This window comes from Amycolatopsis sp. TNS106 (assembly GCF_019330265.1).
Classification (GTDB): Bacteria; Actinomycetota; Actinomycetes; order Mycobacteriales; family Pseudonocardiaceae; genus Amycolatopsis; species Amycolatopsis lurida.
On the sequence record NZ_CP024972.1, the window covers coordinates 5,170,750 to 5,183,536 of the forward strand.

The 12,787-nt window shown below is 69.9% G+C and carries 11 protein-coding genes; 1 reads left to right on the top strand and 10 read right to left on the bottom strand.

Annotation, left to right across the window (positions count from 1 at the left end):
- Positions 1-32 precede the first annotated feature (32 nt).
- Positions 33-803, bottom strand: a complete 771-nt coding sequence (locus tag CVV72_RS23085) for a helical backbone metal receptor (RefSeq protein WP_219145775.1) — start codon at positions 801-803, stop codon at positions 33-35.
- Entirely contained in the window at positions 800-2,209 is a 1,410-nt protein-coding gene (locus tag CVV72_RS23090; protein ID WP_219154068.1) for a ribonuclease R family protein, read from the bottom strand. The genes CVV72_RS23085 and CVV72_RS23090 overlap by 4 nt, the downstream gene beginning before the upstream one ends.
- A 134-nt stretch (positions 2,210-2,343) precedes the next feature.
- Here CVV72_RS23090 and CVV72_RS23095 point away from each other — a divergent pair, with 134 nt between their 5' ends.
- Positions 2,344-3,309 carry an AAA family ATPase gene (locus CVV72_RS23095; RefSeq protein WP_219145776.1) on the top strand — a complete coding sequence of 322 codons (966 nt, stop codon included), beginning with the start codon at positions 2,344-2,346 and terminating at the stop codon, positions 3,307-3,309.
- 234 nt (positions 3,310-3,543) lie between these two features.
- Here the strand turns inward: CVV72_RS23095 and CVV72_RS23100 are convergent, their stop codons facing one another.
- The 8 genes from CVV72_RS23100 to CVV72_RS23135 all read right to left on the bottom strand — a co-directional run bounded on the left by CVV72_RS23100 (position 3,544) and on the right by CVV72_RS23135 (position 12,481).
- Positions 3,544-3,741 (bottom strand): hypothetical protein, encoded by a 198-nt coding sequence (locus CVV72_RS23100; RefSeq protein WP_219145777.1) that lies wholly within the window; start codon positions 3,739-3,741, stop codon positions 3,544-3,546.
- Between the two features lie 34 nt (positions 3,742-3,775).
- Complete coding sequence (locus CVV72_RS23105; protein ID WP_219145778.1) at positions 3,776-4,897, bottom strand: hypothetical protein; 1,122 nt, start codon at positions 4,895-4,897, stop codon at positions 3,776-3,778.
- 102 nt (positions 4,898-4,999) lie between these two features.
- Positions 5,000-5,998 carry a C40 family peptidase gene (locus CVV72_RS23110; protein WP_219145779.1) on the bottom strand — a complete coding sequence of 333 codons (999 nt, stop codon included), beginning with the start codon at positions 5,996-5,998 and terminating at the stop codon, positions 5,000-5,002.
- A 4-nt stretch (positions 5,999-6,002) separates the two neighbouring features.
- Positions 6,003-6,599 carry a hypothetical protein gene (locus CVV72_RS23115; protein ID WP_219145780.1) on the bottom strand — a complete coding sequence of 199 codons (597 nt, stop codon included), beginning with the start codon at positions 6,597-6,599 and terminating at the stop codon, positions 6,003-6,005.
- A 3-nt stretch (positions 6,600-6,602) separates the two neighbouring features.
- Entirely contained in the window at positions 6,603-8,768 is a 2,166-nt protein-coding gene (locus CVV72_RS23120) for a magnesium transporter (protein WP_219145781.1), read from the bottom strand.
- Positions 8,765-11,725, bottom strand: a complete 2,961-nt coding sequence (locus CVV72_RS23125; protein ID WP_219145782.1) for an ATP-binding protein — start codon at positions 11,723-11,725, stop codon at positions 8,765-8,767. Before CVV72_RS23125 ends, CVV72_RS23120 begins: the two co-directional genes overlap by 4 nt.
- A 3-nt stretch (positions 11,726-11,728) precedes the next feature.
- On the bottom strand, positions 11,729-12,205 hold the full coding sequence (locus CVV72_RS23130) for a hypothetical protein (protein ID WP_076153445.1): 477 nt from the start codon (positions 12,203-12,205) through the stop codon (positions 11,729-11,731).
- Between the two features lie 9 nt (positions 12,206-12,214).
- The gene (locus tag CVV72_RS23135; protein ID WP_007035338.1) at positions 12,215-12,481 is read right to left on the bottom strand and encodes a hypothetical protein; all 267 of its coding nucleotides are present in this window, start codon (positions 12,479-12,481) and stop codon (positions 12,215-12,217) included.
- Positions 12,482-12,787: the final 306 nt, after the last annotated feature.

The window sequence follows — 12,787 nt, forward strand, 5'->3', positions numbered from 1 at the left end:
CGTCACCTGGTTGCGATGGTTCGGTGCACGAACTATCGCAACCAGGTGACGAGTTGCGTGAGGTGGGCGTGGGCCTCGACGAGCGAGGGGCCGTACCAGGTCAGGTAGCGCCCGGAGACCAGGACGTGCTTCGCGCCGGGGAACGCTTCGGGACCGTCGTCCGCGGTGAACTCGTAGGGCTCGTCGGGCAGTACAAGCAGGTTCGCGTCTCCGTCCCCGAAGCGCGCTTGGAGCTCGTCGAGCTTCGGACGCGGGTAGCGCTCTTCGTGATCCGCGTAGACGTTGCCGATTCCGACGCGATGCAGGACGTCGCCGCCGAAGGTCTCCCTGCCGAGCACGATCCACGGCTTCCGCCAAACCGGCACGACCGCGCGGAACCGCTCCGGCAGCGTCTCCCGCCAGAGCTCTTCGGCCTCGACCAGCCACTCCGGCTCGGCAAGGTCGTAGGCCTGCGTCAGGATCCGCCGGATCGAGGCGAGCGCACCGGGCACGGTCGCCGACGCCTCCATCACCCAGACCGAAATCCCGTTGGCGCGTAAGCGTTCCACGTCTTCCGGCCGGTTCTCCTCGGAGTTGGCCAGCACCAGATCCGGCTCGAGTTCGAGCACCTTGTCCACGTTCGGGTACTTCGAGCCGCCCACTCGCGGAACGTCCAGATCCACCGGATGGGTGCAGTAGTCCGTGGCGCCCGCGAGCCGTCCCGGCGCGCTCACCTCGACGGCTTCGGTCAGCGACGGCACGAGCGACACCACCCGCGACGCCGGTTCGCGCAGCGGGACGACTTCGCCGAGATCGTCGATCATGCGCGCTCGAACGACAGTTTCCGCTTGTCGACGTCCACCGCCGTGAGCCGGACGCGGATCCGCTCGCCTTCCGGCGGTTTCTCGCCCGCGCATTTGCCCATCACCGGCGGATTCTCGATCAGGATCTCCGACTTGGTCTCGTCGGCCCGCAGCACGATCGCGTCGAACTCCTCGCCGATGTGCTCGGCCATGACCCAGGCCTCGACCTGGTCTATGCAGGCGCGTTCGACCTTCGCCGCCAGGGTGTCGGACGCGGTCATCTGCTCCGGTACCTCGGAAAGCGCCGCACGGACCCACGCGGGCACTTCCCGGCCGGCGCTCACGGCGAGACAGATCTCGGTGGCGAACCGGTCGACCAGCCGCCGGATCGGCGCGGTGACGTGCGCGTACGCGCCGCCGATCCCGGCGTGCGTGGTCAAGGCGGGCAGTTCGCCGTCGAAGGCGGTGTATCCGGCGCCGCGCAGAAGCCTGGTGGTGTCGGCGAAAAGCGCCATGGACGCGGGCTGGCCGGGGTCGAGCGCGGCCAGGAACTCCGACACGCTCTTGCCCTCGGGCCAGTCGATGTTCAGCGCCTGCGCGGACCGGCGCAGCCATTCGATCGCTTCGGCGTCGGGCTGGGGCAGCGTGCGCAGAACCCCGATCCCGGCGCCGATCATGATCTTCGCCGCGGCCATGCCGGTGAGCAGCGAGATCTCGGCGTTCCACGCGTCGACGTCGTTGCGCGGCCGCTGGATCAGCGCCCAGCCGCCGTCGGGATCGCCACTGATCTCCTGCTCCGGCAGCTGCAGCTCCACCGCGCCGCGCCGGATGGCGAGTTCGCGGCGCAGACGGCCCAGTTCCGGCAGGGCGGCCACCGAGGGGTGCGGATCGCCCGCGTCGATCGCCGCCTGGACGGTCTCGTAGTCGAACTGTTCGGTGGACCGGACCAGCGCCCGTCGGACGTTGGTCGCCGTCGGCTCACCGCTCGCGTCGACGTCGATCGTCCACAGCACCGCGGGCCGGGTCTCCCCCGGCAGCAGGCTCGCCGCGCCCTCGGACAGCACCGGCGGATGGAGCGGGACGTTCCCGTCGGGCAGATAGAGCGTCTGCCCGCGACGGCGCGCCTCCTTGTCGAGCGCGCCACCCGGCGGGATGAACGCGGCCAGGTCGGCGATCGCGTAGTGGACCCGGAACCCGCCGCCGTCGACGCGTTCGACCAGTACCGCCTGGTCGAGGTCCTTGGCACCGGGCGGATCGATGGTGACGAAGGGCAGACCGGTGGCGTCCTCACGTTCCCCCGCCGATTCGAGCGGGTCGACGACCGCCGCCTCCGCCTCGGCGAGCACGTCGGGCCCGAACGACTCCGGCAGCGAGAACTCGGCTCGAAGGTGACCGAAGTCCCCTCCTGCCACGTGTGTCCTGATCACGAGTGGAGGCACCACCCAACCCTATCCCGATCCGGCGCCGTTGATCGCCCGTTCGGGTGCGGGCCGGTCGGGTGTACGTTACGGGCCGAAATGAAAACCGATACCCTTTTCAAAACGACAGGAAGGGCCGTGGCGTGAAGATCGCGTTCGTCGGGAAGGGCGGCAGCGGGAAGACCACGCTGGCGTCGCTGTTCACCGCGTACCTGGCCGGCGGCGGGAAACCGGTTCTGGCGATCGACGCGGACATCAACCAGCACCTCGCCGTCGCGCTCGGCGCGAGCGAGGAAGAGGCCATCGCCTGGCCGACGCTGGGCGACAACATGGGCCTGATCAAGGAGTACCTGCGCGGCGACAACCCGCGGATCGCCGACGCGGCCTCGATGATCAAGACGACCCCGCCCGGGCGCGGGTCGCGGCTGGTCCGGCCGTTCGAGGACAACCCGATCTTCCAGGCGTGCTTCCGCGAATTCGGCGGGGTGCGGCTCGGCGTCACCGGGCAGTTCGACGAGGACGACCTCGGCGTCGCCTGCTACCACTCGAAGGTCGGCGCGGCGGAGCTGCTGCTGAACCACATGATCGACGACGCGGGCGAATACGTGGTCATGGACATGACCGCCGGCGCCGACGCGTTCGCGTCCGGGCTGTTCACGCGGTTCGACGTGACGTTCCTGGTGTGCGAGCCGACCGTGCGCAGCGTCGGGGTGTACCGGCAGTACGCCGACTACGCGCGGGACTTCGGCGTGCGGCTGGTCGTCGTGGGCAACAAGGTGACCGAGGACGAGGACATCGAGTTCCTGCGCGAAGAGGTCGGCGACGCCCTGCTGGGCTGGATGGAGAACTCGCGGCACGTCCGCGCCGCCGAACGCGGCCGCGCGCGCCCGATCGGAGAACTCGAAGCGCACAACCTCGCGACGCTGGACTCGATGCTCGCGACCGTCGACGGCGAGCGGCGCGACTGGGCGCGCTACCAGCGGCAAGGCGTCGAATTCCACCTCCGCAACGCGCGGGCGTGGGGCAGCGGGCGGGCCGGGGAAGACCTCACCGCACAGGTGGACCCGGAGTTCGTGCTCGGGCCGGCGCTCGCCGCTCAGGACGCCTGAGGCGAAGCGGCCTGGTGGGGCCGGCGGCCTGCTGCGACAGCGACGTGCTGCGAAAGCCACTTTCGCAACGTTGAAGGTTGCGAAAGTGGCTTTCGCAGCATCGGCGGCGCCGGGGTGAGCGGGCGGTTTCGCGTGACTGGATGGACGACACGTGTGATCCGACGGACGACTCGTGTGCCTGGATGGACGACACACGCCTGCGGACGGGGGTTCTGCCGCGAGTCGTCCGTCAGATCAGTCGCCGTTCCACTTGGCGTCTTCGGCGTCGGCCTGCCTGGTGCGTTCCTTGGCGATCTCCAGGGCGCGCCTGGCCGTCGCCTCGTCCGGGTACGGACCGAGGAGGTCGATGCCCCGGCCTCGTTCCAGGTGCTCGACCTGGTTCGTCTTGGTGTTGAAGTACCAGCCCTGATCCGGGTTCGGGTCGCTCGACATACGTCAAGCCTGACATCACCCGGACGTCCTGTCATCACTTGCGATAGCGGTAGGGGATCTCCGTGGGATCGCCGGTCGGGCCGAACTCGCCGCCCTCCGGCTGGTCCACCTTCGAGCTTTCCGGCACGTTCTCGGCGAGTTCGTCGAACCAGCCGCGGTGCATCGGGACGCCACGCGGCGGGGTCGCCGGTTCGGGCGCCAGGGGAATCCCCGGCGGAGGAGACACGGGCTGCGTCAACGGCGGAGCCGGGGGCATTGCCGACGACGGCGGCGTCACGGGCGGCTCCGGCTCGGCTTGCGAGGGCGAGGCGGCGGCCGGGGCCTCCGGGGTGGAAGGAGGCGCGCTCACCGGCGGCGGCGTGTGGTTCCCGGGCGAGGACTGTGTCCGGGTGGGCTGAGGCAGCGGCGGCGGAGACACCGGCGGCTGGGCCGACGGTGCCTGAGGCGCGGGCGCCTGCGGGGCGGGTGTCTGCGGCGCAGGTGCCTGAGGCCCCGGTGCCTGAGGAGCAGGCGCGGCCATCCCCTGATTGCCCGGCAACGGCGGCGCGGGCGGCCCCGGAGGCGGCGCGACCGTACGCCACACCGGCGCGGGCCCGATGTTCATCGGCGCCGGAGCGCGCGGCGGCTGCCCGGTCGCGGGCGGCGCGGTCTGCGAAGGCGCCGGGGGCGCCGAACGCTGCGCGGGCTTCGGGATCGGATCGAGGCAGGAGACGAGCACCGTGGTGTTCGCCGGGTCTTCGATCTTCCGTCCGCTGCGCTCGCGGTAGACCATCTCGCCCTCGGTGTCCATCTCGACCAGGTAGCCGGCCTCCGCGAGCTGTTCCTCGTCGAGATCGACGAGCTTTTCGTAGCGCGACGGGACGACCCGGTAGATCGGCCAGGCGAGCCGGGCGTTCTCCTGGTGGAACTGAGCGAGCAGGGCGGCCATCTGCTGCTGCCAGGGCAGCGACATCCCCTCGGCCAGCGAACGCGGCAACACGACGTAACCGGGATCGACGCCCGGCCAGCCCTGGTTCAGCTGGTCGGCGAGCGGGGTGCTCGACGCCGGCCGCGCCGCCTGCCGCGCGGGCTGGGCGGTACCGAAGAGATCGCGGGGATCGACCTCCGGGCCGCCTCCCGCCGCGGGCTTGCCTCGCCTTCCGAATTTCCGTGCCACGTTCTTCATCCTCTGCCAGTGTGCGGCCGCGTGCCGGTGGACAGGCCGCCACTTCGGGTGAATCCGTTGGTCCCGCGATCGCGATACCACGCTCTCACCATGCTAAACGCCAGGACGGACCGCCTGCGCGACCACTTCGGCCTCGTCGAAGGAGAAGTCGCGGATGTGCACCGGCACCCCGGTCTGCTGCGCTTCGACGATCTTGCCGTCGCCCAGGTACATCATCACGTGGTGGATGGTCGCCGGATTCGACGGCACGGTGGCGAGGAACAGCAGGTCACCCGGCTGCGCCTGCCGCACCGGCAGCATCGCGCCCGCCTTGTACTGGTCGCGGGAAACGCGCGGCAGGATGATCCCGGCCGACTCGTAGGCCCGCAGCATCAACCCGGAACAGTCGTAACTGTTCGGTCCCGTGGCGCCCCAGACGTACGGCTTTCCCTGCTCGGCGAGGGCGAACTTGATGGCCTGCGCGGCCGCCTGGCTCGGTGGCACCACGCTGCCGACGCTCGTGCCGCAGCCGACGACGTCGACGATCTGGCCCTCGTTCTGCACGAGGAGGGCGGCCATCGGCTCCCAGTTGTGGTAACGGTCGGGGAAGCCGGAGCGCTCGACGCGCTGCGCGGCGTCGCCGGGCCGCATGTTCTCCCAGTCCGGCACCGCGAGCAGCACGTCGTAGAACTTGTTGACCTGGTACGGCGGGTCGGTGACCTGGGCGACGGTGCCCCAGCCCATCGACGGCCGCATCTGGAAGATGCCGAGCGAGTCGCGGTCGCCGTAGGTCAGGTTCCGCAGCTTGGACTCGGTCATCCCGGCCTGGATCGCCACCTGCCACGCGCGCGGGGACAGCGACCGCTGCTTGCCGATCGAGATGATCAGCGCGACGATCCCCTTCTGCTCTTCGTCCAGCTTGTTGATGTCCGAAGAGCCGCGATCGGTCTGTCCCGGCAGGGTCGGCCCGATCGACGCGTCGCACGAGGTCTTGACGATCCCGCCCGACTGCGCCTCCACATGGTCGGTCACCACCTTGGTGACCGTGCTCGTGGTGACCACCGCGGCGAAGACCGCGGCGATCAGCACGCCGACGATGAGCCCGATCTTCATCGGGTCAGCCCGCTTGGGTGAACTTGGTGACCCGCCATCCCGGGTTCGTCTTGACGACGGTGACCCGGACCCTGGGCCCGTCCGTGGGTACGTCGACTTCCATCGATCCGGCGAGCGAGGAGACCACCTGCGGCTCCCCGGTCACCCTGGTGGCCTTGATGTTCGCGGGTTCCACCGTCGTCAGTTCCCCGGCGAGGTACTCCTCGGTGGTGTACGGCTTCAAGCCGCTCAGCCATTGCTCGGTCGTCGTTCCGTCGGGATGGTTCGCCCATGCCGTCACCCAATTCTTGGCGACCCGGATACCGTCCTGGTCAGGTGGTGCGGAAGACGGCGGTGGCTGGCTGGTGAGCCTCGGCGGCAACGTCGACGTCACGGTCACCGGCGCCGCGACGCCGGGGCGTGAGGTGGCTGTCGCCGAGGAACCCGGCCCGGCGGCCGTCTGTCCCGGTTTTCCGATGGCCTTGGGCAGCAGGATGCCCAAGGCGGTGAGCACAACCGCGAGGATCACCAGCGTGCCGACGAGGTGGCGGGGCGAGCGCAACGGCCAGCCCCACAGTCTGCGGTAGACCGCGGTACGCCCGCGGTTGGTCCGGATCGGCATGGGTCACCGGCCCACTGCGTGGTCTGTGTCGCGGACTTCCTCGCGGACCTCGAGCCCGCGCGACGGCCGGTACAGCACGAAGACCGGCTTCCCCGCGACGACTTCGGGGTCGACACGGCGCGGACGCGGTGTCGACGGTCCCGGTTGCACCGGCACGGCGCCCGACTGGTCGGGGATGGCGTAACCGCCGCCCGCGGAGTTCATCCGCGACGGCACCACGACCGGTTCGGGTTCGTCGCTCCAGCGCCGGTCGGCGACCGGCGAGGTGTCGACCCGGCGGCTCGGTACCTGGATCGGGCTCCGCCCGCCGGAGGTGAACATCGAGTCGCCGGGATTGCCCGCGGACGGGTTGTACTGGCCGAACACGGGAACGCCTCCGCCACCACCGGCGGGCAGCGCGGGCATCCCGCCGCCACCGCCGACCGCACCCGGCCACGGCGCTCCCGACCAGGCCGCCGCGGGGCGGATCGCGCCGGAACCGTTGTCGAGCCGCTGGGAGCTGGCGAAGATCGTCGCCTCGGGCCGGAACCGCCCGCCACCGACCGTCGCGCCCACGGGACCGCGGAGGTCGCCGTCGACGACGTCGTCGGTGTCGCGGACGTTCTGCCAGAACGCGTCCTGCGGGGTCGGCTCGTTGTTCTTCTTGCGGAAACGGGAGAAGAGCCCGCCGCGCGGTGAAGGCATCGCGCCGCCGACCATGCCGACGGACATCTCGACCATCTGCCACAGCCGCCGCACGGGACGGCCGACCATGAACAGCAGGACGGTGATGATCGCGGCCAGCGCCATCTTCGTCAGCAGGGACAGCGAGTTCCCCGCGGTGAAGATCGCCTCCAGCAGGAGGGTGTGCACACCGGCCAGCACCGAGAGCACCATGAGGTTGAAGGCGACCGCGCCGACGACCTTCAGGATGCGCTGCATGATCTGGGGCTGGAGCAGCGCGATCAGGCCGATCAACGGAGCCGTCAGGACGAAGATCCTGATCAGTACCTGCGCGAGCAGCACCGTGGCCTTGGCCAGCAGCTGGAACAGCGAGTAGAAGATGCCCTGGCCGAGCGAAAGGAAACCGGCACCGACGCGGCTGCCGTCCTCACCGGTGAAGTACCCGGTCGCCGGGCCGAGCTTGGTGGAGATGTCCTTGAACGCCGCCTTCTTGGAGTCGACCAGCGCGGCGTCGGCGTCCCCGCCCTGCTGGATCTGACCCCAGGTGAAGGCACGCGCGTCCAGGAGAGCGGGGCCGTACTGGATCGCCTGCGGTGAGTCCGGGCTGCCGAATTCGCCGCGGAGCCAGTTGTCGTAGACGACCCGGCAGTGCAACTCGGTCGGGACCCGGTCCCACGGCTGGCGCGCGGCCACGGCCTCCGGAGTCGCCTGGCACGGCTGCGCGGCGGGCGGCTGCGGCTGGGACGGCGGCGGGGTCTTGGCCTCGTCGATGAACCCGGCCTGGATGTTGGTCGTGGTCTGCACGATCGCGTTGTCGATCGGATCGAGGAATCTGAGCAGTGCCAAGGAGGACGCGGCCAGCCAGACCGCGGCGAGGCCGTACAGCGCCCGTTTGCTGACCGCCGCGAGATCGCCGCGCCAGATGTTGCGGAACAACATGATCGACATGATCAGCGCGGCCAGGCCGAACAACTGCGCGTAGATGTTGTTGTAGACCTTCTCGGCCCCGGCCTTGACGGCGTTGTACAGCGGGCTGAGCAGGCTGCCCTGCAACACGGTGTAGTGCAGCGAGTTGGTCGCACCGACGATGTTCTTGCCGATGTTGAAAAGCTGGTTTCCCGCCCAGGTGTCGATGGTCGAGTTGGGCGAGGTGATGCCCGCGAGCGGGCCGCAGTCGGTTTCGAAGGTGTCCCAGACGTGCCCGGCGTACCCGTAGACGTTGTACGGGCTGCCGCCTTCACCGCGAGCGGTGGCGGGCGGGTCGAGCGCGCCGACCATGCCCGCGCCGGGACGTTCCGGGTTCGGGGCCTCACCGCAGGCCGCGGCCGACGCCGCCGGAGCGGTCGCCACGGCCTGAAGGCCCAGGATCACCATGACGACGAACATCGTCGCGCGGCGGCTGGGTCTGGTCTTGCCCGGCCGCGGCCCCTCTTTGAGACGGCGGCGCAGCGCGTGCCAGCCGGCGGCGAACGCGAGCACGAACGCCAGTGTGAGCACCGTGTTCATGCGGCGTCCCTGCCGGTGCCACCCTTGCCGGCGCGCGCGTGCTGCTCGCCTTGACTCCCGTTCCCGTTATGTCCGTTCTGGACAGCGCCTTGCACTTCTCCGGTTTCGGCCGCCAACGGGTCCGGGGCGCCGAGCATCTGTTCGTCGGTGAGACCGACCTCCAGTTCGGCCGCGAGTTCGAGATCCTCTTCGAGCTCGAAGTCGTCTTCCTCCGGCGGCGAAGCGACGAACTGCTTCTCCGCCGGTACCGCGAGTTCGTTGCCCGGCCTGGACGGTTTGGCGTCGGGCGAACCCGGCGTGGTGTCCATGACCCGACGCAGGTGCTCCAGATGCGGGCCGGAGAAGTCGACGCGGATCCGCTCCACGCCGCCGGCGCCGTCACCGAAGATGAACTGCCGCGGCTCGACGTCGCGCTGGAGATCGCGTGACGAACCGGGGCGGCGGCCCAGCGCCGCGACGACCTGTTCGTAGCCGACGCCGACCGGGACCTTCAGCAGGCGCAGCGCGTCGGCCTGGGCGTCGTCGTCGTCGAGGCGGCCGACGAACACCGAGTCCAGCAGGGCCACGAAACCCTGGATCTTCAGGAAGTCCGCGGGGATCTGCGAGGACAGCAGCACCCGGACGTTCCACTTGCGCGAGTCACGCGCGAAGCGGTTCATCAGCACGCGACCGGTCGGGACCTCGGAGAGGAAGAACGCCTCGTCGATCCAGACGCCCTTGCGCAGTTCCTTCGGCTTCTCGTACACCGACCGCTGCGTCAGCCACGCGGCGAGGTTCAGCATCTCGACGCCGAGGGATTCCGCGTCCGTCCAGTACTCGCGCGGGACGCCGTCCTTGGGCAGGGTCAGCCCCGCCATGGTCAGCACGGTCATCCGGTCGTCGCGGGTCTCGGCGTACGGGTCCGCGTCGCTCTCCGGGATGAGCAGCGCCATCCGCTCGCGCATCTCGTCGAGGAAGTCCGCGACGACGACGGCGTGCTCGTGGTGCTCGCTGGAGTCGCGCCGCAGCGCGTCGATGACCTGGCCCGGGTCGGCGTCGAACCGGCCGCCGACCGCGCGGACGGCGCGCAGCAGCACGATCCGGGTCTGCGCCATCCGCGAGACCTCGTACGGCAGGACACCGGTGAGGACGTCGAGCACGAGACGGCGGCGCGTCGCGCCCGCGAGGGCCTTCTCCCGCCGCCACGACCGCTCGGGATCGTCCTCGTCCATGAAGTGCTCAAGCTGCGGCTCGGCGACCACGCGGTACGGGTTGAGGATGCCGGGCTGCGCGTTGAGCAGGTTGATCGGCCGCGCGTACGGACGCAGTTCGGGCAGGTCGCAGAGCCGCGATAGCGGGCCCGACGGGTCGAGGATCGTCCAGTGCGCGCCCGCGCGGAGCGTTTTGTAGACGATGCCGCCGCCGAGGAACGACTTACCGCCACCGAGACCGGCGACCATCGCGGTCAGACCGGAACCGTCGCGGATTTCCTGAGCCATCCACGGGTCCCACGCCACCGGGCGCCGCGTCGCGGTCACCGTCTCGCCGAGCAGGATGCCGCGGCGGTCGCCCACCTCGGCCGTCGCCGTCGGAACGGACGACGCCGCCCACACGACCGAACCGCGGCGCATGTACGCCGCCGAAGCCAGCGGCTCGCCAGGGATGAACTCCCGGGCCAGCGCGTACTGGGCCTCGGGATGCTCGACGGCGATCTTCGGCTTGTAGAGGTCAAGAAGCTGCTGGGCAAGGCGCAGGGCGTCCCGCTCCGTCGGCCCGGACACCGCGAGCCGCCACCACGACCGCACCCGGGTGGCCAGCGCGGTGAAACCCGACGTCATCTCGTCGTCGATCTCCAGCACCCGGCCCGCCTGGCGTGCCAGTGACTGCGGCGGCTCCAGCTCGTGCTCGTCGGTGTAGTGCTTGACCTGCGAGCGGACCTTGTTCATCTGGCGCTGGAGCTCGCCCGCCACTTCCTCGGGGCGCCGGACGTAGATCCGCGCGGACACCTCGACCGCGGCGGGCAGCCGGTCCGCGTGCTGGATCCACGGGTCGTCGACCTCGGGGATCTGCAGGCCGTGCATCTGGCCGACGGTGAGGACGGCGAGATGCCGCGAAACCCCGGCGTTCGACCCCGTGCGACCGCGGACGGTCACCGTCGGCGCGTACGGCTCGGCGTGGAAGTCCGCCGCGTCGGTGAAGCTGGCGAGGTCCTCGGGCTCCCAGGCGGCGCCGGGGACCGCGGGCATGTTGCGCGGCGCGGGCAGGCCCAGCGAGCATGAGCGGTGCATCAGCCAGGACATCTCCTCGGCGTGCACCGGACGGCCTTCGAGCCCGGCCGAGCCGATCACCTGGTCGAGATGCTCGACCTCGGAGTCGAGCGCGGCCAGCTCGGCGTCGACCGCCTCCGGGAAAACCTTGCGCAGCACCGGGGCGGCGCTCTCGACCGCGCGGTCGATCATCCGCCTGGTCTGCACCTGGACGCCGAGGTAGACCTCTTTTTCGGCCATCGAACGGCCCATCAGCTGCTGCTGCTCGCCGATGAGGTAGTCGTCGAAGGACAGCGCGCCCTGGACGTCCTGAGGACGGCCGACGGCGTTGTGCACGTGGGCCTCGGCCCACATGCGGATCGGGTACGGCCGGTTGGTCACGCGCAGGTGCAGCCAGCGGCCCTGGAGTTCCGCGTACTGCCCGGCGATGGCCGCGATCAGGTCGCGGCGCTGCGAGTCCGACCGGAACGACCAGCGCTGCGGGGCGAGCCGGTACCAGGCGTACACCTCATAACCGGTGCGTAACAGGTGCCCGTCGATGCTTCGCGCCGCGATGGACGGGGTATAGGAGGGTATGGCCGCCTCACCGGGCAGCCGCCTTCCCTTGCCGGCCTTCTTGGGCTGCGCGGAGCGGACCTGCTGGGGCGGGTGCCAGGCCCCTTGCTGCAGATCTCGATCACGTTTTCCTCGGCTTCCGCCGCGACCGAACAACGACTACCTCCCGGCCCGAGCCGCAGGGCGGCTCCGACGCGCTCGTGGTGTTCCCTGAGCTCCGGCGCCGCCGCCGTAGCCGTGGTGCTGGTACTGCCGTCTCCTGCGGTGCTTCGGTAGCGGGCGGTTCGCCCGCACCCGGACGCGGGAGGCGCTGGCCGCGCCCCCGGTGCCCGTGGTCCGTTCTCTGGGTGTGTTGAGCTCTTTCGCCGCCATCGCGGCCACGGCGCCCAGCGGACGCTCGTGGCTGATCTTGGCCGTGATCAATCTGGTGATCACAATTGTGGCGACGAAGGCCCAGGCGGTCGAGAAGAACCCGAAGCTCCAGCCCGCCCACCGTTCGACGGTGAGCACGAGCAGGAAGACCGGGATACCGACGAGCCACGCGACGTAGCGGGCTCTCCAGGGAAAAGTCGCTTTCGGCGGGCCGAGCCACACGGCATCGACCCGGTAAACCTCGTCATCGGTCCGGATACGCAACGCGAGCCCTCAGCCTGTGAAGAGGCCGGCGATCCACTGGCCCACGTTGACTCCGGCGCCGCTCACCGCGAGGCCGATGATCGCCAGCGCGATCACGACACCGGCGAGCCGGCGCATGACACCGGCGTTGTCCCCTTTGCCACCGCCAAGCCACAGCAGGAGGAGTGCGACGGCCAGCAGCACCAGGGGGATGATGTTGTCGATCAGCCAGGTGCGGACGTTGCCGGTGCCGAGCTCGCCGGCGGCCAGCGTGTCGAGGGTGGTCATGGTCATCATCGCATTACTCCCGGTGCGCGGAGAGGGGGTTCGCGCGGTTCTGGCTCGGTGGTGCTTCGAACATCATGGCGTCACGAGGCGTAGTGGTCAAAGCGCGCTCTGTAGATGTCGTTTTGTCTACAGTTCACAGAGCGAGGCACAGCACCACGACCATCCTCGGTCTCCATCATCGTTGCAAGGGTCGTCAGGATTAACCCCGGCCACCCGTATTTCGCAGTGTGCGGACGGCCTCACTCGCTTGCGAGGCATCTTGCTCACTGTGAGTACGGGTCGGCCGCGGAGATTTCGGCCTCGACCAGTGTGACA

Coding starts and splice junctions, on each gene's coding strand:
- CVV72_RS23085 (WP_219145775.1), bottom strand. CDS start 803: ATGATCGACGATCTCGGCGAAGTCGTCCCGCTGCGCGAACCGGCGTCG.
- CVV72_RS23100 (WP_219145777.1), bottom strand. CDS start 3,741: ATGTCGAGCGACCCGAACCCGGATCAGGGCTGGTACTTCAACACCAAG.
- CVV72_RS23110 (WP_219145779.1), bottom strand. CDS start 5,998: ATGAAGATCGGGCTCATCGTCGGCGTGCTGATCGCCGCGGTCTTCGCC.
- CVV72_RS23115 (WP_219145780.1), bottom strand. CDS start 6,599: ATGCCGATCCGGACCAACCGCGGGCGTACCGCGGTCTACCGCAGACTG.
- CVV72_RS23120 (WP_219145781.1), bottom strand. CDS start 8,768: ATGAACACGGTGCTCACACTGGCGTTCGTGCTCGCGTTCGCCGCCGGC.
- CVV72_RS23135 (WP_007035338.1), bottom strand. CDS start 12,481: ATGATGACCATGACCACCCTCGACACGCTGGCCGCCGGCGAGCTCGGC.